The sequence below is a fragment of the Pseudolactococcus laudensis genome (genome assembly GCF_013449735.1).
Taxonomy (GTDB): domain Bacteria; phylum Bacillota; class Bacilli; order Lactobacillales; family Streptococcaceae; genus Pseudolactococcus; species Pseudolactococcus laudensis.
Genome location: NZ_JACBNY010000004.1, coordinates 77429 through 94888 on the forward strand (window position 1 = coordinate 77429; position 17460 = coordinate 94888).

General features: G+C 37.9%; 19 protein-coding genes and 1 pseudogene. 7 read left to right on the forward strand and 13 right to left on the reverse strand.

Going from position 1 to position 17460, the window contains the following annotated elements; genetic code table 11:
* Positions 1 to 19 precede the first annotated feature (19 nt).
* The 6 genes from HZR21_RS11720 to yjbM form a co-directional block, all read right to left on the reverse strand.
* A complete protein-coding gene (locus tag HZR21_RS11720; RefSeq protein WP_246307795.1) occupies positions 20 to 298 on the reverse strand; it encodes an MFS transporter in 279 nt (92 codons plus the stop codon).
* Positions 289 to 699, reverse strand: a complete 411-nt coding sequence (locus HZR21_RS11725; protein WP_246307796.1) for an MFS transporter — start codon at positions 697 to 699, stop codon at positions 289 to 291. The genes HZR21_RS11720 and HZR21_RS11725 overlap by 10 nt, the downstream gene beginning before the upstream one ends.
* Positions 700 to 1182: an MFS transporter gene (locus HZR21_RS11730; protein ID WP_246307797.1), complete on the reverse strand. Its 483-nt coding sequence runs from the start codon at positions 1180 to 1182 to the stop codon at positions 700 to 702.
* Between the two features lie 341 nt (positions 1183 to 1523).
* Positions 1524 to 2426 (reverse strand): RluA family pseudouridine synthase, encoded by a 903-nt coding sequence (locus HZR21_RS03845; RefSeq protein ID WP_180746526.1) that lies wholly within the window; start codon positions 2424 to 2426, stop codon positions 1524 to 1526.
* Positions 2423 to 3241, reverse strand: a complete 819-nt coding sequence (locus HZR21_RS03850; protein ID WP_180746527.1) for an NAD kinase — start codon at positions 3239 to 3241, stop codon at positions 2423 to 2425. Before HZR21_RS03850 ends, HZR21_RS03845 begins: the two co-directional genes overlap by 4 nt.
* Positions 3222 to 3899 (reverse strand): GTP diphosphokinase, encoded by a 678-nt coding sequence (gene yjbM, locus HZR21_RS03855; RefSeq protein ID WP_040525941.1) that lies wholly within the window; start codon positions 3897 to 3899, stop codon positions 3222 to 3224. The genes HZR21_RS03850 and yjbM overlap by 20 nt, the downstream gene beginning before the upstream one ends.
* 589 nt (positions 3900 to 4488) lie before the next feature.
* Here yjbM and HZR21_RS03860 point away from each other — a divergent pair.
* From HZR21_RS03860 to HZR21_RS03870, 3 genes are all read left to right on the forward strand, one after another.
* Positions 4489 to 4698, forward strand: coding sequence for a DUF4177 domain-containing protein (locus HZR21_RS03860; protein WP_219605568.1), 210 nt, complete (start codon positions 4489 to 4491; stop codon positions 4696 to 4698).
* A 202-nt stretch (positions 4699 to 4900) separates the two neighbouring features.
* On the forward strand, positions 4901 to 5491 hold the full coding sequence (locus tag HZR21_RS03865) for a CYTH domain-containing protein (protein ID WP_180746528.1): 591 nt from the start codon (positions 4901 to 4903) through the stop codon (positions 5489 to 5491).
* Between the two features lie 294 nt (positions 5492 to 5785).
* Positions 5786 to 6313: a DsbA family protein gene (locus HZR21_RS03870; protein ID WP_180746529.1), complete on the forward strand. Its 528-nt coding sequence runs from the start codon at positions 5786 to 5788 to the stop codon at positions 6311 to 6313.
* Here HZR21_RS03870 and HZR21_RS03875 read toward each other — a convergent pair.
* The 5 genes from HZR21_RS03875 to HZR21_RS03895 all read right to left on the reverse strand — a co-directional run bounded on the left by HZR21_RS03875 (position 6310) and on the right by HZR21_RS03895 (position 10984).
* Entirely contained in the window at positions 6310 to 6645 is a 336-nt protein-coding gene (locus tag HZR21_RS03875; protein WP_180746530.1) for a DUF2129 domain-containing protein, read from the reverse strand. The two genes, HZR21_RS03870 and HZR21_RS03875, sit on opposite strands and share 4 nt — an antisense overlap.
* Positions 6629 to 7003, reverse strand: a complete 375-nt coding sequence (locus tag HZR21_RS03880) for a hypothetical protein (RefSeq protein ID WP_180746531.1) — start codon at positions 7001 to 7003, stop codon at positions 6629 to 6631. The genes HZR21_RS03875 and HZR21_RS03880 overlap by 17 nt, the downstream gene beginning before the upstream one ends.
* A gap of 318 nt (positions 7004 to 7321) precedes the next feature.
* Entirely contained in the window at positions 7322 to 7918 is a 597-nt protein-coding gene (locus tag HZR21_RS03885; protein WP_003137559.1) for an ATP-dependent Clp protease proteolytic subunit, read from the reverse strand.
* A 189-nt stretch (positions 7919 to 8107) separates the two neighbouring features.
* On the reverse strand, positions 8108 to 9544 hold the full coding sequence (locus tag HZR21_RS03890) for an NADP-dependent glyceraldehyde-3-phosphate dehydrogenase (protein ID WP_180746532.1): 1437 nt from the start codon (positions 9542 to 9544) through the stop codon (positions 8108 to 8110).
* Positions 9545 to 9985: 441 nt separating this feature from the next.
* Positions 9986 to 10984 (reverse strand): 4-hydroxy-3-methylbut-2-enyl diphosphate reductase, encoded by a 999-nt coding sequence (locus HZR21_RS03895; RefSeq protein ID WP_180746533.1) that lies wholly within the window; start codon positions 10982 to 10984, stop codon positions 9986 to 9988.
* A 103-nt stretch (positions 10985 to 11087) separates the two neighbouring features.
* On the opposite strand from HZR21_RS03895, the gene cysK reads away from it, so the two are divergent.
* On the forward strand, positions 11088 to 12014 hold the full coding sequence (gene cysK, locus HZR21_RS03900; protein ID WP_180746534.1) for a cysteine synthase A: 927 nt from the start codon (positions 11088 to 11090) through the stop codon (positions 12012 to 12014).
* A 125-nt stretch (positions 12015 to 12139) separates the two neighbouring features.
* On the opposite strand, the gene HZR21_RS03905 is transcribed toward cysK, so the two are convergent.
* Positions 12140 to 12889: a LytR/AlgR family response regulator transcription factor gene (locus HZR21_RS03905; RefSeq protein WP_180746535.1), complete on the reverse strand. Its 750-nt coding sequence runs from the start codon at positions 12887 to 12889 to the stop codon at positions 12140 to 12142.
* A 188-nt stretch (positions 12890 to 13077) separates the two neighbouring features.
* On the opposite strand from HZR21_RS03905, the gene HZR21_RS03910 reads away from it, so the two are divergent.
* Together HZR21_RS03910 and HZR21_RS03915 are read left to right on the forward strand one after the other, a co-directional pair.
* Entirely contained in the window at positions 13078 to 14382 is a 1305-nt protein-coding gene (locus HZR21_RS03910) for a trypsin-like serine protease (RefSeq protein WP_180746536.1), read from the forward strand.
* Positions 14383 to 14438: 56 nt separating this feature from the next.
* Positions 14439 to 14996, forward strand: a pseudogene (locus tag HZR21_RS03915) (ABC transporter permease); the annotation flags it as partial.
* A gap of 145 nt (positions 14997 to 15141) precedes the next feature.
* On the opposite strand, the gene HZR21_RS03920 reads toward HZR21_RS03915, so the two are convergent.
* The gene (locus HZR21_RS03920) at positions 15142 to 15897 is read right to left on the reverse strand and encodes a LytR/AlgR family response regulator transcription factor (protein ID WP_180746537.1); all 756 of its coding nucleotides are present in this window, start codon (positions 15895 to 15897) and stop codon (positions 15142 to 15144) included.
* 241 nt (positions 15898 to 16138) lie between these two features.
* Here HZR21_RS03920 and HZR21_RS03925 point away from each other — a divergent pair, with 241 nt between their 5' ends.
* Complete coding sequence (locus tag HZR21_RS03925; RefSeq protein WP_180746538.1) at positions 16139 to 17452, forward strand: trypsin-like serine protease; 1314 nt, start codon at positions 16139 to 16141, stop codon at positions 17450 to 17452.
* Positions 17453 to 17460: the final 8 nt, after the last annotated feature.

Below are 17460 nucleotides of genomic sequence, written 5' to 3' on the forward strand. Positions count from 1 at the left end.
TTAAATTTTACTTTAAGTCCTATATTTTTTTACGCTCATTAACAGATTGTCTGCTAAAAACAAGGAGCACAATTAAAATCACACAAATATTATTCATAATATAAGCCCAGTCAGCACCAATTTTTGAGGCTAGAAAACCGGAATAAGTCACACCAAGCGGAATGGAAAAACCTGAAATAAAACTCAGAAGTGCAAACACACGCCCTTGGTAGCCTACTGGCACCACACTTTGAAAATAAGAAGTCATCGGAACATTAATGAGTATCGTAATAAAACCGAGGACAAGTTCTAGCGCCAAAAACATGGAGAAGAAAACAAATCTTGCTTGTCCATGAAAGACAACTGATAACACCCCATGACGACCATCACACTCGAATTGGCAATGAATAGCTTTGAAAGTAACTGTCGTGAATTCCCCTCAGATTTTTTGGATAGATAGAGACCTGCCAAAATAACCCCAAGTGTGTAGATAACCAAAAGTAAACCGTAAAACTGAGACGAAATATGATATTTTTGAATCACAATCCCTGGAAAAATGACTTCTTCTTGATTGGCTACAAAAAAATTCAAGGCAGATGCCAAAAGATAAAAATTCCTTACCCCTTTATGTTCCCTGACAAATACCACACCTTCTTTCAAATTGCTGATAAAACCATGTGTTTCTTTTACTTCTTCATCACGATTGACCTGATAAAGCATTTATGACAGAACAAGACTGGCAATCAGATACATCATAGCGCATAGCAGTGCGACGAATTTGAAACCGAAAAATCCATAAATAACAGTTGATAACATAGGTGCACCGAAAGTGGCAATGTTATCCCAAACAGATTTCAGACCGTTATATTTCTCAAGTTGATTTTTGGAGACAATCTCTGTAAATAAAACCTTAGTTGCTAACTCAACCGTTGCAGCGAGTAAGCTCATCAGAGCTGAAATAATCCCAATCACGATGAGAGGCTTGAATCCCAATAGCAAAATAATAAATTCTATCGTCGTTAAGGTCAACAAACCTAACAAGCCTAAAACAGCAACTGTTTTCTTTGACTGTTTTTCAATCCATACGCCAACAAGTGGCATTAGAAACATCTGTGGCAACATCGCACATGTAAAAAATAGTCCTGAGATGGCAAGTGAATTTGTCATTTTTAAGATAAATAATGGCAATACTACTGGATACATCGCTCTTGCAAATTCGCTAAAAATGCGAGAGGTAAACAGTATTCTTAAATTGGGGGACATTGTGTATTCCTTTCAGATACAAGACATTTAACGTATGTTACAGCCCTTTTAGCACGTAGAAAGATACTTTCTTTGAGTGTATGATGATAGAGACGACTTGTTTATTTAATATTTTAATTATATAATGTTATTTTTTTATCAAGCGCCAATGTTTATCATTTTTAGTTTCATTTATTATTAAATTTAAAGATGATATCATATTCTGTAAAAGCATTGATTAAATTACAAAAAAAGACCTCTCGCTCACAAATGACGAGAAGTCCTTTTGATAATTTCCATTTTTAAGTCTGTTCTAAAAGCAATTGCATATCCTGTGGCAAGGGTGATTCTAACATGATCATCTCATCTGTAAATGGATGTTTAAAACTAAGAAAGTGACAATGCAAAGCTTGACGTGAAATCTTATCACGCCTGCCCCCATATAAGTCATCTCCCAATAAAGGCGCACCTAAATGCGCAAAATGAACCCTAATTTGGTGTGTCCGACCTGTATGAAGTTGAATGTCTACTAAAGTAAAGTGGGGCTGTGAGCGAACAATTTCGTAGGATGTATGTGCAAATTTAGCAGTTGGATGCTCAGCATCTACTACTGCACGCTCAATAATTGACCCTTCTTTACGACCAATCGGCACCTGGATTTCAGCTGATTGTTCCAGTTGAACAGATGTGTGGACTAAGGCAAAATATCGCTTCGTCACGCCTTTTTTCTGTAACATTTTATCTAGCAAACTGTGGGCATACCCATGCTTGGCAAAAAGCATGAGACCAGATGTATCTTTGTCTAATCTTGTAACCACATGTACTTTTTTATTTTCATAATCTTGTGCTTTTAAATAGCCTGCAACATAATTACTCATCGTACTATCTGGATAGTTCACGCCTGTGACGCTTGCAATACCTGCTGGCTTATCAAGCACGAGGAAATGATCATCCTCATAGACAATAGTCAAGGGCATTTCTTGCTGTTTCAAGGGCACTGTGGCTGTCTCAGCAGGAATATGAATACTCACAATTTCGCCTTCAGATACTCTATAGATAGCGTTTTGTTTGACACCATTGACCCATAAATCACCACCATCAAACTTGATTTTAGCTAATAAATTTTTAGAAATACCGTGTTGTTTGAGCAAAGTTTTTAATAAGATACCGTCTTGCCTTGTATTGACTGTGAAATCGAATCTCATTTGACTTCACCAATGAAGGAATTTTTTACACGGTGCCAGAATCCAGTATGTCCCCCATTGACAAAGGAAATCTCACCACCGTCCAGACTATATGTAACAGAAGCGATTTGATCATAAAAGTATTCTAGCTGATCCACCGTTAATAAATAATCATCAGCATTTTCTAGCTCAATCGTGACTGTATCTTTTTCAGCAATAATCATCGGTGCTCCTAATGTACGGTAAACCAGATTATTCAAAGAGGCGACCTCTGTCACTTGAAAAGCGTGGACACGAGGATGCATGACCGCCCCACCAATTGACTTGTTATAAGCTGTTGAGCCTGTTGGAGTTGAGACAGACAAACCATCACCGCGGAATTTTTCAAAAAGAAAATCTGAAATCTTGACATCCGCGACCAGGGTCTTTGATGCTCGCTTAATAACTGATTCGTTCAAAGCTAAATGCGTCTTGAGGCGGCCATCAGTAAAATGAATTTGTACCTTCAAGAGCTGATATTTGAAGGCTTCTTCTGGTTTTTCATTTTGAATTGTTTCAACGACCTGCTCCAATTCATGTTCTTGAAAATCTGCATAGAATCCTAGGTGGCCGGTATGAACACCAATAAATCGGACTGTCTCTAATTGGGTTTCATAATAATGAAGCGCAGCAAGTAGCGTGCCATCGCCACCGACAGAGATAATAATCTCTGGATTTTCTTCATCGAAAATAAACCCAGCCTCTAGGCATAAAGCTTCCAATGCTGATGCAATGGCTTGGGTTTTTTTATAAGCATTCTTAACAATCCAAATCTTCTTACCAGTTGTGTTCTTCATCAAAATCATCCCGATTTTCTACACCATCATCAACTTTACGTCGTGATGGATTAAACAAAAGCTGAGCTTCTTGAATTTCTTCTCGAATTGTACTCATTTCTTCGTCTAAAGCATAAGCAATTTTAGCTGTGACTGCCAAACGTTTCCGGAGTTCATCAGGAAAAGCACCTTGATATTTATAATTGAGCGAGTGTTCAATTGTCGCCCAAAAATTCATTGCTAAGGTCCTGATCTGAATTTCTGCCAAAATATTTTTTCGACCGTCAACCATTTCAACTGGATACTCAATAATCACATGATAACTGCGATAACCCGACTCCTTTTGGTTATTGATATAATCGCGTTCTTGAACAATTTTAAAATCTTTACGCTGGCGTAACAAGTTTAAGACTTCTTCTACGTCTTCTACAAATTGCACCATCACGCGCACACCCGCAATATCTTGCATTTCTGTAATATTTTCAGGTTTAAATCCGCGCAAACGTGCCTTGTTCTTGATAGATTCAGCAGGTTTGACACGACCCGTCACAAATTCAATCGGCGAATGACGATTTTGCTTTTGATATTGTTTACGCGCGCCACGTAGTTTAATTTTGAGTTCTCCGACCGCTTGAATATACGGATCGAGAAAGGCTTCCCAGTTAAATTTTTCTGTCATAATGTGGTCTGGATAGCGCATTTTTACTAGACATGACTTGATTACAAGCGTTTCTTATCAAGCTGTTCTGAACTAGTTATATGACTTGTAAGAGCAGTTAAACAGACGCAGACGCTGTCCATATACTTCAATCACACCTGACTAGCTCTAAATTCCCCCCATATCCTAGTGGTAAAAATTTGCTATCTCTCCTTTTTTAGTACAATAAATTCAATATTTCTTACTTATTTTACCATAAAATAAATACAAGCGCCAACGCCTGAATACCTTGTCAGTGTCAAGCAAAATAAAGAATTAACCGAGCTGACATGTACAATAGTTGATAACAAAAAAATCAAAACAGAGCTTGATTCTCCTATTTTCTTGATCTTTACCAACGCAGATTAAATTCGATACACCGTAAGTTTCTATTAATAGCTACACATATATATCTATTAATATTTTGTTATTTAATATTAAAAATATGTTATTTTCTATCACTTTGTGCTAAAATATAGTTGAAAATAGGTGGCACACTAACAACGGTCGCGCAATTTATTTATAACAAACATGTCTATTAGCCATCTTGAAGTTGGCAAAGGAGGCAATCATGATCCCTAATTATGTTGTTTTGGAGGTCGTCCTGGATGAAAGGTTTGTCGGAAAAGGCTCTAAAAATCTACCTGAGCTGGAAGTGATTATCAACGAACAGTGCGCTAAAGGCTATCGCTTGCACACAATTACCACTGCAAATGGTGGTAGTAAAGGATTAAGTCTTGGAGGTCGTTTAATGGTTACACTTGTATTTGAAAGCATCTAAATACAAATTGCTATTAAAATTAAAGTCAGCAAGCGATTGCTGGCTTTAGACTTTTTCAATTAGCGCAATATGTCATTTTAGATGATAGAAACTATGACCGATAGTTGACAAAAAAGCTAACAAATTTTAAAATAGCTCTAAACTGCTATTTATCGGGATTTTTGAAAAATTGTCCAATTCAACCCTAAAAAAGAGGATTTCTATGCAAACTAATCTTGAAATTGAATATAAAACTTTACTCAGCTTATCCGAATTCGATCAGCTAGGTAAACGGTTTAGCCACATTGCCCCCGTCCGCCAAACAAATCATTACTTTGATACACCTGACCTTAGATTAAGAGGAAATAAATTATCCTTACGCATTCGTACCTTTGATAATGCGGCCGAAATGACGCTCAAAATCCCACAAAAAGTTGGTAATTTAGAGCATAATATCGCTTTGACCTCAGAAGAGGCTATGGCGATTTTAGCGACCAAAACACTCCCTCAGAACTGTATCAATATCCAAAGCATCCTTGAGATTTTAAACAGCTACGAGATTAATATCTCTGCGATTCATGTTCTAGGCTCACTTACAACAACTCGACGAGAGTACGAGACAAATATTGGTCTCATGGCACTAGACAAAAATGAATATTCAGGTAAATTGGATTACGAATTGGAATTAGAAGTAGCCGATGCACTGAGTGGCGAAAAAAACTTCAATCATTTTTTAAAAGACAATCAGATTGAATACCGTTACGCCCGTAGCAAAGTTGTCAGATTCTTAGAATCTATCGGTAAAATGCCTTAAATTTTATAAATAACGTTCTCACAAGACACTTCTCTCCTCAAAGCCTTTAACACCAACATAGTAATCGTTTTCACGCTCATTTTCCATATCAAATTACTTTAGTATCAGCCGATATTCTGGTAGAATAATAGTAACACATACATCGAAAAACTTTTTTCTATTCCCTACTCTTTGACACGCTATATCTCGGGACAGTGACATGGTTCATCCGTCTTATCGAAAACTAGCTTAAACATTTTATTGGAATTTTATACTTTTTCAGATGACAGACTATTAAGAAATTCAGGTATGATCATGACTAGTGAAATCCAACACTACTTTACACTTTTTAATGACGATTTCAGCTATTTTGAAACAGAGATACACGACTGGTTCCTAAATCCCGTCGTTACGCCAAAAGCGGTCAGAAAAATTCGCGACACCTACCAATTAACTAAGGATGTCACAACTTATAATGCCGTCCTTGATCGCGTTTATAAGGCTACCCTAGACTTTCTGACTGTCAGTTTTGCTGGGCGGCATACAGGACGTCGTTTCCTTCTCGCACTCCAAGCTGAAATGGTCGGCAAAACCCCACTTGATTATAATAATCAAATGCTTTTCAAAATCCTACACCAACTCAACTTCAATATCTCCGACTTTGTCAAACATTTCCCCTACGCTAGGGCAAGTTTAGTTCGTAGTCAACGTAATTTCCATTCAGAAAAACTAAGCACACTACCGACAACTTTCATTTACTTCAAAGACGATGCTATCAAAATCGAGCACCGCCCACAAAGTCAAATTTTTGCTTATTTAGATCAAAAAGCAGCTGAACTTTAAAGTTCAACTGCTTTTTTCATCTCTTCATTTTTAGCTTCTTGTATCGTTTCTTGAAAAGCACTTGAAAAATCTCGATTCAAATGATCAAATTCAGAAACCTTAACAGCTTTTACAAAATGTAAATCCATCAATTTAGGTACAACCTCGTCAAGCATTGCCGTATCAACATACAAAAGCGCATAACGAGCTTTTTTACTGCTATAACCCAAATCGCCAAATCGACTTAGCTGACGCACATATTTATAACTACTGTAAAAAACATAAATAGCAGTCCTACCTACAATATCAAGCGGAGGAATCGCCGTTTTTTCAACCTCAGTGGTGATGGCCATGGTGACCTCCTTTCTTTAAGGGAAGATTTTCATCAACAACAATTGCATCAGAAATCACACCCGAAATCGCCTTAGCCAAATCCGAAAGCGACATCTGCACATCATTTTCCGCTATTTTAAGCTGGTAAATGGCATCAGTCATCAAGATTTCCTGCTGCAAAGCGCGAATTTCTGGTCGATAGGTGATATAATCTCTGTTTTCTTCTAACGTCTGTAATTTTTGTTGTAGCTCATCATCTGATTCAAAGGCTAGCTTTCGTGCCTTAAAATCAGCCACCACATCCAATTTCATGAAAGCAGCTGCCACTCTATCTGCCAATTCATCTAATTCTATTATTTTTTCATCAATTATCAACATTAGTTTTATTATATCAAAAATTGGTGATTCTGACCAACCATCACAAGAGTGTAAGACAAAAATCGTAAAACAACATGATGATTCATTGAAAACAATACGAAATTGGTATTCTTTTGACAAAACAATACGTTATTGGTAAGAAAAATGATGTTTTTGTGCGAAATTGGCATTCTTTTGGTAAAACAATACGTTATCGGTATTTCGTGATAAACTCGTATTTTTCAGCGAGTAATACCAAAAAAGAGAAAAGTAACCTTGCTCGGTTACTTTTCTCTTTTAGTGACTGAGGACTTTTATCCCAGCCTAACTTCATAGTTCTTATTTCAAATCATTACGGTTCATGATTTCATCAATAAAACCGTATTCTAAAGTTTCTTCTGCTGACATCCAACGGTCACGCTCAGCATCTTTATGGATTTTATTGACTGTTTGACCAGAGTTATCTGCCAAGATTTTTTCCAATGTTTTACGAGTTCTTGACAAGTGGTCAGCAACGATTTGCATATCTGTTTGTTGCGTACCACCACCAGTACCGCCCATTGGTTGGTGAATCAAATATTCAGCATTCGGCAACATGAAACGTTTACCTTTAGCCCCTGAAGACGCGATGATTGTTCCCATAGACGCAGCAACGCCCATAACAATTGTCTGAACATCCGATTTAATGAAATTCATTGTATCCACAATCGCAAGACCTGCAGAGACTGACCCACCAGGTGAATTAATATAGAGATAAATATCTTTAGTTGAATCTTGTGCATCTAAGAATAAAAGTTGCGCAATGACTGCATTAGCCATATTGTCTTCAACTTCACCTGTCAACATAATGATTCTGTCTTTCAAAAGACGTGAGTAGATATCATACGCGCGTTCACCGCGGCTTGATTGTTCAATGACTGTAGGAATGAGTGCCATGTGATTAACTCCTTTATTTTCTTTTTTATAGATTCTATTATAGCGCATTGGTCAAAAATGGTCAAAGATTTAAACCGCATGCCCATACCTGCGCTCTGCTTTCCTTATTATAGCAAAAGTCAGCCTTTTTTTCCGATACAAAGTCCGTCTGAACCCTAGAAAAAAACGCTAAAAGCAGCGTTTTTAATTTTAAACATTAATAATCAGTAATTTCTCACGCGTCATTGATTCAATCGTTCGAGAAATCCCATGCACGCCCATGCCTGAATTTTTTACACCTAGGAACGGGAAATGGTCAGGGCCACGTTCTGTCCGGCCATTAATTTGGACAGAACCCGCCTCTATTTTTTCAGCAATGGCAACAGCACGTGAAAAGTTTTGTGAAAAGACTGATGCCTGCAAACCATATTCAGAGGCATTGGCAATCTCAATAGCCTCAGCGTCTGATGCCACACGAATAATCGGCAAGACTGGCCCAAATGGTTCTTCCCAAGCCAAACGCATATCTGTCGTGACATGGTCAAAGAGTGTCGGATAAATCAAATTATCTTCACGCTTATTGCCAACGAGTAACTCAGCACCTGCAGCAATGGTATCTGTAATGAGACCTTGAACGTAATCAGCCGCCCCTTCGTTAATCAATGGCACAATTATAGGATTATCTATCGGCATGCCGACTGAGAGTTTTTCTACTGCCGTTTTCAATTTTTCAGAAAGTTCATCAGCCACAGTAGCATGGACCAAAACGCGCTTAATCGCCGTACAGCGCTGACCCGAGTAGCTAAAAGCGCCACTCATGATTTCAGCAACGGTCTTATCGATGTCCGCATCCTCACAGACGATAGCTGGGTCCTTACCACCCAACTCAAGCACCATCGGTTTCATGGTCGAAAAGCTCGACAAATGACGCCCAGTCGTCGCACCACCTGTAAATGAAATCATGTCAATTCCGTCATGTTCGCTAACATAATCGCCAATGTCTGAGCCCTTGCCAGTGATTAACTGCAAAATATCCGCTGGAAAACCGACTTTGTCGAAAGACTCGATGAGTTTCACGGCAGAAATTGCACCTTGTGTCGCTGGTTTAAAGACAACGGCGTTACCGGCGATTAATGCGGGTGCGAGTTTCGCAACGGATAAATTAACTGGATAGTTGAAGGGAGAAATCGCAAGCACCGTTCCAAGTGGGATTCTTTTGATGATAGCGAATTTATTTTTAGAGCCGCCTGGGTAGTTGGCACCTGACATCGCAGCATCATTGGTATGGATAAATTCTTGCACGGTATAACGGATGAACTCTGCCGTTCTTGTTACTTCTTTCACCGCATCATTCCAGGTTTTACCGACTTCTCGCATAATCATCTGAGCAATTTCTTCTGCATCTATTTCTAGTTGGTCTGCCCATTTATTTAAAAGATCTGCCCGTTTAAATAAATCAGTATCAGCCCAATCTTTTTGCGCTGCTTTTGTAGCAGCGATAGCTACGTCAGCCTCTTCTTTTGAAATAGCTTGAACGCGACCAATAATACTTTGATCATATGGACAGATAATCTCAATCAAATTACCGGAAGTCGACTGGATAAATTTGCCACCAACATAATACTTATAATTCGTAATTTCACTCATAACTTCTCCTTTGTACTTACCTCTTAAATGGTACGCAAATACCGTTTATTTTTCAGTATTAGTAGCTATTGTAAAATATTTCACAGAATTTGTCAACTGAATTTTCTGAAAATAATAAACTTTTAATTTAGATAACTTCTGTCCCAACAGTTTTCTAAACGATGCTCTCTATCTTTAAATGATAGCTTCATTTTTTCAAAACAATCCAAAATTGGGCAGAAATACACTGATTCTTTACCAAATCGGAATTCTTTTGCCAAAACAATACGAAATCGGGCAGAAATACACTGATTTTTTACCAAATTGGAATTCTTTTGCCAAAACAATGCGAAATCGGTAAAATCCCTATTATCAATTCAATAAAAAAGCAGGGATAAAATATCCCTACTTCTTCCATTACTTACATTTGCCATGTGCTACACGACATTACTGTCACCTGTCTTAATCTTCACCCTCAAATGCCTGTTCACGCAGTTTTTGCAAGCGATTCTCCCGTTTTTTAGTCAAATCACGAACGGCACCACGAGGGATAATATCTTCATAAGTGACATGACTTTGCGCGGTCTGTCCATTAAACTGTTTCAAATAATCCATGACCTCACGGACAATGGCTGTTGGTGTCGAGGCACCCGCGGTAACCGCAACTGTCGCATCCTCTGGCAGATCGCTCAACCATTCTGGCTTAATTTCCGACACATCTGCCACTCGATGAGCAGGCACACCAGCTTGATTTCGAGAGACTTCTGCGAGACGATTCGTATTATTTGAACGTGGGTCACCAACGACGATTGTCAAATCACATCCGACCGCCTGCTCAGCAACAGCCTCTTGGCGTTCAGATGTTGCTTGACAAATATCACTATGCTCCACGACTTGTGGAAATTTCTCATGTACTGCAGCCATGATATCCGACACATCCCACATACTCATGGTCGTCTGATTGGTCATGAAAACTTTGCCAGTTAACTCAAGCGCCTCTAAATCTTGTAAATTAGACAAGAGATGAATACGGTCAGGGTCAATCCCTAATACCCCTTCTGGTTCTGGATGTCCTTTCTTGCCAATGTAAATGACCTCATAACCATCTGCCAAGCGTTTCTTGACGATTTCATGCGTGATCAGAACATCAGGACAGCTCGCATCGACTACCCTTAATCCTTTTTCAGCGGCTCGCTGTCTTACGGCGTCAGAAATACCATGCGCTGTAAAAATCACAGTACCATGGTCAATATTTTCTAAAATGGCTAGACGATTTTCACCGTCTATCGTCTGCACCCCGATTTTTTCAAAGCTTTCCGTCACATGGTGGTTGTGCACGATCATACCTAGAATATAGATAGGGCGCGGTAAATCCGGACTCTTCGCGACATTTTTGGCAATAACCATAGCGTCGATAACACCGTAGCAATAACCCATCGGCGTGATATGTTTAATCTTCATAAATTTTTTTTATACCCGTTTTCGTTTTTTGATAAGCCGAAAATTTTTTTAAGCTGTATAATAGTATTATAAACTATTTACTAACATTTTGGAGGACACTGACATGTCAAAAATTTACGACAATATTACAGATTTAATTGGCGATACACCTATCGTCAAATTGCGTCATGTCGACGAAGACTCGGCTGATGTCTATGTCAAGTTAGAGGCCTTTAATCCTGGCGGTTCTGTCAAAGACCGTATCGCCTTGAACATGATTCGTGCAGCTGAGGCTGACGGTTCCCTCAAACCTGGCGGCACAATTGTTGAGCCAACTTCAGGCAACACTGGGATTGGTCTTGCTTTCGTTGGTGCAGCACTTGGCTACAAAGTCATCATCGTCCTCCCTGAAACTTTCTCAATTGAACGTCGTCGCCTCATCCAAGCTTACGGCGCAGAACTCGTCTTAACCCCCGCTGCTGGCGGCATGGGCGCTGCCATTGCCAAAGCCAAAGAACTGGCTGAAGACAATGGCTACTTCTTACCCTTACAATTTGAAAATCCAGCCAACCCACGCATTCACGAAGAAACGACCGGCCCTGAAATCATCGCCGCCTTCGGCGAAAATGGTTTAGATGCCTTTGTTGCAGGTGCTGGCACTGGCGGCACTGTATCAGGTGTGTCACATATCCTCAAAAAAGCTAATCCGAATATCGGAATCTATGTTGTAGAAGCTGATGAATCAGCGGTCTTTTCTGGTGAGAAACCAGGACCGCATAAAATTCAAGGCATCTCACCAGGTTTCATCCCTGGCACACTTGATACCAAATCTTACGATAAAATCATCCGTGTAACCTCTGACGATGCCATTGCAGCTGGTCGTGTCATTGGCGGCCAAGAAGGATTCCTTCTCGGCATTTCAGGCGGTGCAGCTGTTTACGCAGCCAAACAAGTCGCCAAGAAACTTGGAAAAGGCAAAAAAGTCCTTGCTGTTGCGCCTGACAATGGTGAGCGCTATCTCTCTACTTTCCTTTATGATTTCGGGGAATAAATTTTTTATAAACCTCAAAATTAAAAACGTCAAATTGACGTTTTTTTATTTTAAAATAAATACTGACTTAAACAGATTGCTTATCAGTCAGGTAGTCTGCTTAATCTTATTAAATTAACGACTCATTATTTTTTACCGTTTTCATTCCTGCTTATATATTTTTGAAAGGCATGATATTTTTTTAACAATACCTTCTTACACCGTTGACTATATTGGACATCATCACCATTTGATAAATAAATTGTCGCATTTACATCATCAATCAAATCAATATTAGCAATATTGACGATAATCCCTCGATGAATACGTACGAAGTGTTCAGACATAGCCTCAATAACTGATAATGTACCGTAAAATTCAATGTCACGATTATTACCGTGCATCCAGATTTTATGTGGAATGCTAGAAACTTCAAAGTAAGCGATTTCATTTTTAACTAGCACAAGATTGACGGGTTTAGACTGAATTTCAATGACATTCACTATCTTTCTAACTTGTCTGTATCGCCTTAGAATATATTGAAAAATAGACGTAAGCTCATAATCAAAGTTCACGTCTTTATGAATCACTGTTAAAGCAGATATTTTTTTATTAAATATAGCTTGATAATCAGGAAATCCCAAACTTAATAAAATAATATAGCCTAAAGGGTCTAAATCACGAATAACACGTGCAATGTTCAAACCGATGTTTTCTAAAGAAATAAAATAAATATTATTCTGAGAAATAGTTGCCATTATTTGGTAGACTTGCGTATCATCTTTAATGACTAATTGTTCCAAAGGTTTCACATCTTTTTCAGCTAAAAAATCATCTATCCTATCTTGAAGTCTATCTCTATAGATTTTCTCTTCTTCATAAATAAGTATTTTCATAGTTATATTGTATCAAAAAAATTATCAAAATATTCATTTAATATTATAAAATGTCATAAAAATAGTAAATTAATAACGTTTAAGATATATTATTAATCGTTTATGACTTCTTTTAAATACTAGTATTATTTTTTGATATACTTATAATGATATATCTACACTAAAATTAGAAAGAAGGATGAGTTGACATGAAAAAACGCAAAAGTAATTTAGTTTTTTTAGCAGCAGTAGCATTGTTATCTATTTGCCTTACCAGTGAGACAGAGGCAGCTGATTGGGATATCGTCGCTGCTCCCGGAAGTGAGCAGATTACAACACCTACTCCCGAAACCACAAATAACAGCCTACCTGCATTTGAAGGGAAAGGTATTACGCAAGAAAGTGATATCGTTTTCCCTATTCCAGATGCCACTACATTCCCAACGACACCAGAGAGTATTATCGGAACAGATGATCGCTCAATTGTTTCCAACACTACGCTTTTTCCCTACCGAACATCATGTTTTATAGTGACAACTTTTCCTGACGCAATAAAATATGGCAGTGGTAATTTAGTTTCTAGCGATACTATTTTGACAGCTGGACACTGTATTTACGATGAAACACTTGGCGGTTGGGCGACTAGCATAGCAGTCTATCCCGCAAGAAATGGGTTCTCCTCTCCTTTTGGCAAAGTTAATGCCAAATCTTTTTACGTCTCAAGTGAGTATCTTAATCTCTCACTTACGATAGATAAACGTAGAGAATACGACTTAGGTCATATCAAATTAGACCAAAAAATCGGAAAGACAACTGGTTGGCTAGGACTTACAAAAACATTGAGCAATGATATTACCTTAACAGGCTTTCCTACGCCCAAAAACAGAGACTATAAAATGTATACCCAAAAAGGTAAACTTAAAAATAGTTCCGAAAATAATATCTTTTATGGGCTAGATACTGAAGGCGGACAAAGTGGCTCAGCAGTTTACAATACTAACAATAATATCATCGGTGTTCATACCAATGGCGACGTAGCATATAATTGGGGAACTAGAATGAATGCCAAAAATTTCGAGACAACTAAAAAAATAGCCGATACTGCCATGCTGTCGTATAGAAGTCATGTCCAAAATATCGGCTGGCAAGGCTGGGTAAATGATACAGGTACAACTGGTACGACAGGACAATCCAAAAGACTAGAGGCTATCAATCTCAACCTCTCAGACAGTTCCTATTCTGGCAATATTGAATATCGGATACACGTTCAAGATATCGGTTGGCAGACTTGGCAAAAAAACGGCGCAATGGCTGGAACTACGGGACAGTCTAAGCGACTGGAGGCACTGGAAATCAGACTTACAGGGGACTTGGCAAAAAATTATAATATCCGTTATCGCTCTCATGTACAAAGTATCGGCTGGCAAGCTTGGAAAAGTAACGGTCAGATGACTGGGACAACAGGTCAGTCATTACGCTTAGAGGCCATTCAAATTCAGTTAGTCAAAAAATAGGAGAATTTTAAAATGAAAAAAATCTTAATCGCTTATTATCTGCTAGTCTACGAAATCTATTTTTAAGCCAAGCGGGACTTGTCATTATCGCTGCTAGTTTTTTTGGACAAGAATTTTCAAATGCTTATTTACGTACAACATTATTAACCATTCCTTCTCGGATGAAACTTGTTATATCTAAGATACTAGTGCTATCAATAATCGTTTTGGGAATAGGTATTATTTCAAATCTCATCTGTTTAGGTATAATTATTGGACAATACCAGAGGATACTAACCTTTCCACTAGTCAACAACTTTTTAACTCAAGTCATGATTGCTATGTTGAGTTGGTTATTCATCACTTGGTTGACAGCCTCTTTGATCCTCGTAACCAAATCACAAACCATACCGATTGCCATTATGTTTTCGCTTATTCTAGGACTCAGTCAAATGTTTGCTGCTCTAACTAAGTTTGCGAAATATTTACCCGATTTAGCAACGATGAATTTGTTCTTTTCAAATCATGCCCCAAACTTGTTAAATGGTTATCAGCGATTGCTTGTTCAATTTTTCTGGACATTGAATTGCTTTATCATAGGACTTCTACTAATACACTATCAAGATGTGCGTTGATAATCAGAAAAATCTAGTCAATAGGAACATCAAGAAAGACAGGAACAAAAACTCGTCTCATTTGGCGAGTTTTTTAAATTTTAGGGCTTGAAAGCGTCTTGATGGTATAAGCTATTATCACATATTATATCTTATAAGGGCTTATTTAAACTCTTTTCTTATTACTTCGATTTCTATTCCTATGTTTTTGAAAGGTGTGATATTTTTCAAATAATATTTTCCTACTCCGTTGACTATATCGTACATTATCACCATTTGATAAATAAATCACTCGACTAGAGTCATCAATGTAATCAATATTCGCAATATTGACGATAATGCCACGATGTACACGGACAAATTGTTCAGACGCATGCTCAACAGCTGATAGTGTACCATAAAATTCAATATCACGATGGTGACCGTACATCCAGACTTTATGGGGAAGGCTAGAGGCTTCAAAGTAAACGATTTCATTTATAACAAACGTGAGCTGATTAGGTTTAGACTGAATCTCAATAACATTATCTATTTTTCTAACTTGTTTATATCGCCTTGCAATGTATTTAAAGACATCTATAAGCTCAAAATCAAAACTATCATTTTTATGAATAAGTGTTAAAGCAGATATTTTTTTATTAAATATAGCTTTACAATCAAAGTTTTCTTGACTTAATAAAATGATATAGCCTAACGGATCTAAATCTCGAACGGTACGCGCAATGTTCAAGCCGTCATTTTCTAAATCAATAAAATAAATATTATGCTGTGACATGATTGTCATCAATTTATGAATGTGCGCATCATTTTCGATGATACATTGCTCTAAAGGTTTAATTTCTTCTGCAGCTAAAAAATCGTCTATTAGATTTTGAAGCCTGTCCCTATAAATTTTTTCTTCTTCATAAATAAATATTTTCATTATCTTCAGTATATCAAAATATATTTAAAATTCCTTTTTCATGTCATGACTGAATAGAATATCGTCGTGAACGCACTAAATACTTGACACTGGCGATTAAGAATAACGCTTATGCTATTTTGAAGCGCATTCACGACTCCTAAAAATATAGCTATCTTTCTTTTGTTATAATTATACTGTAAGCTAATCATGATTTAATATTTCTTATAGTAAATTTCTAACAAAAGAAGGGAGTTTTTAGATGCGAAAAATCAAAAGCAGTTCTATTTTTCTAACTATCATCATTTTATTATTGATGACTTTTTCCATTCCTGTCAAGGCAGCGGATTGGGACATCATTTCTAATCCCGGAAGCGAGCAGATAACGACACCGCCATTATCTGCTACCTCTGAAACTACAAATGTCGGAATCCCAGCATTTGAGGGAACAGGTATGGTGCAGGAAGGTGACACCGTTTTACCTATTCCAGACGCCACTATTCCGGCTATACCAGAGAGTATCATCGGAACAGATAATAGATCAATCGTTTCAAATACCACACTTTTTCCTTATCGAACATCATGTTTATTAGTCATCACTTTTCCTGACGGAATATCATACGGAAGTGGTAATTTAATTTCTAGCGATACCGTTTTAACAGCTGGACATTGTGTTTATGACACAAGATATGGTGGTTGGGCTACTCGCATAGAAGTTTATGCTGGAAGAGATGGGAGCTACTCTCCTTTTGGCAAAGCAAACAGCAAATCGTTTTATACCCTAGATAGGTGGATTAATTTGACATCTAAGGAATATGACTATAGAGAATATGACATAGGTTATATCAAGTTAGACCAAAAACTTGGGAAAACAACTGGTTGGCTGGGATTGACAACAACCTTAAGCAATGATATTAGCTTAACAGGCTTTCCTGCCCCTCGAGATAGAGGCTATAAAATGTACTCTCAAAAAGGCAAGCTTAAAAATAGTGCAGCAAATAAAATCTATTATGATTTGGATACTGAAGGCGGGCAAAGTGGTTCATCAGTTTACAATACTGGTAATCAAGTCATCGGCGTTCATGCCTACGCTCATGGCACAGTCAATTCTGGTACTAGAATGAATCTCCAAAATTTTGAGATAGCTAAAAAAATAGCGGATACCGCCATATTGTCCTATAGAAGTCATGTCCAAAATATCGGCTGGCAAGGCTGGGTAAATGATACAGGCATATCTGGGACGACAGGTCAATCCAAAAGGTTAGAAGCTATCAACCTTAGCCTCTCAGACAGCTCTTATTCTGGCAATATTGAATATCGGGCACACGTTCAAAATATCGGTTGGCAAGGCTGGCAAAAAAATGGCGCAATGGCTGGAACAACAGGACAGTCTAATCGACTAGAGGCACTGGAAATCAAGCTGACAGGAGAGTTGGCGAAGATTTATAATGTTCGCTACCGCTCTCATGTGCAAGGTATCGGCTGGCAAGCTTGGAAAAGTAACGGTCAGATGACTGGCACGACTGGACAATCATTACGCTTAGAAGCCATCCAAATTCAGTTAGTCAAAAAATAGGAGAATTT

Bases quoted from the DNA above. Each gene is read 5' to 3' on its own strand.
- HZR21_RS11730 (WP_246307797.1), bottom strand. From the start codon at position 1,182: ATGTATCCAGTAGTATTGCCATTATTTATCTTAAAAATGACAAATTCA.
- HZR21_RS03920 (WP_180746537.1), bottom strand. From the start codon at position 15,897: ATGAAAATATTTATTTATGAAGAAGAAAAAATTTATAGGGACAGGCTT.
- HZR21_RS03850 (WP_180746527.1), bottom strand. From the start codon at position 3,241: ATGAAGAACACAACTGGTAAGAAGATTTGGATTGTTAAGAATGCTTAT.
- HZR21_RS03895 (WP_180746533.1), bottom strand. From the start codon at position 10,984: ATGAAGATTAAACATATCACGCCGATGGGTTATTGCTACGGTGTTATC.
- HZR21_RS03880 (WP_180746531.1), bottom strand. From the start codon at position 7,003: ATGTTGATAATTGATGAAAAAATAATAGAATTAGATGAATTGGCAGAT.
- HZR21_RS03870 (WP_180746529.1), top strand. From the start codon at position 5,786: ATGACTAGTGAAATCCAACACTACTTTACACTTTTTAATGACGATTTC.
- HZR21_RS03925 (WP_180746538.1), top strand. From the start codon at position 16,139: ATGCGAAAAATCAAAAGCAGTTCTATTTTTCTAACTATCATCATTTTA.
- HZR21_RS03905 (WP_180746535.1), bottom strand. From the start codon at position 12,889: ATGAAAATACTTATTTATGAAGAAGAGAAAATCTATAGAGATAGACTT.
- HZR21_RS03845 (WP_180746526.1), bottom strand. From the start codon at position 2,426: ATGAGATTCGATTTCACAGTCAATACAAGGCAAGACGGTATCTTATTA.
- yjbM (WP_040525941.1), bottom strand. From the start codon at position 3,899: ATGACAGAAAAATTTAACTGGGAAGCCTTTCTCGATCCGTATATTCAA.
- HZR21_RS03865 (WP_180746528.1), top strand. From the start codon at position 4,901: ATGCAAACTAATCTTGAAATTGAATATAAAACTTTACTCAGCTTATCC.
- HZR21_RS03885 (WP_003137559.1), bottom strand. From the start codon at position 7,918: ATGGCACTCATTCCTACAGTCATTGAACAATCAAGCCGCGGTGAACGC.
- HZR21_RS11725 (WP_246307796.1), bottom strand. From the start codon at position 699: ATGCTTTATCAGGTCAATCGTGATGAAGAAGTAAAAGAAACACATGGT.
- HZR21_RS03860 (WP_219605568.1), top strand. From the start codon at position 4,489: ATGATCCCTAATTATGTTGTTTTGGAGGTCGTCCTGGATGAAAGGTTT.
- cysK (WP_180746534.1), top strand. From the start codon at position 11,088: ATGTCAAAAATTTACGACAATATTACAGATTTAATTGGCGATACACCT.
- HZR21_RS03890 (WP_180746532.1), bottom strand. From the start codon at position 9,544: ATGAGTGAAATTACGAATTATAAGTATTATGTTGGTGGCAAATTTATC.
- HZR21_RS03875 (WP_180746530.1), bottom strand. From the start codon at position 6,645: ATGGCCATCACCACTGAGGTTGAAAAAACGGCGATTCCTCCGCTTGAT.
- HZR21_RS03910 (WP_180746536.1), top strand. From the start codon at position 13,078: ATGAAAAAACGCAAAAGTAATTTAGTTTTTTTAGCAGCAGTAGCATTG.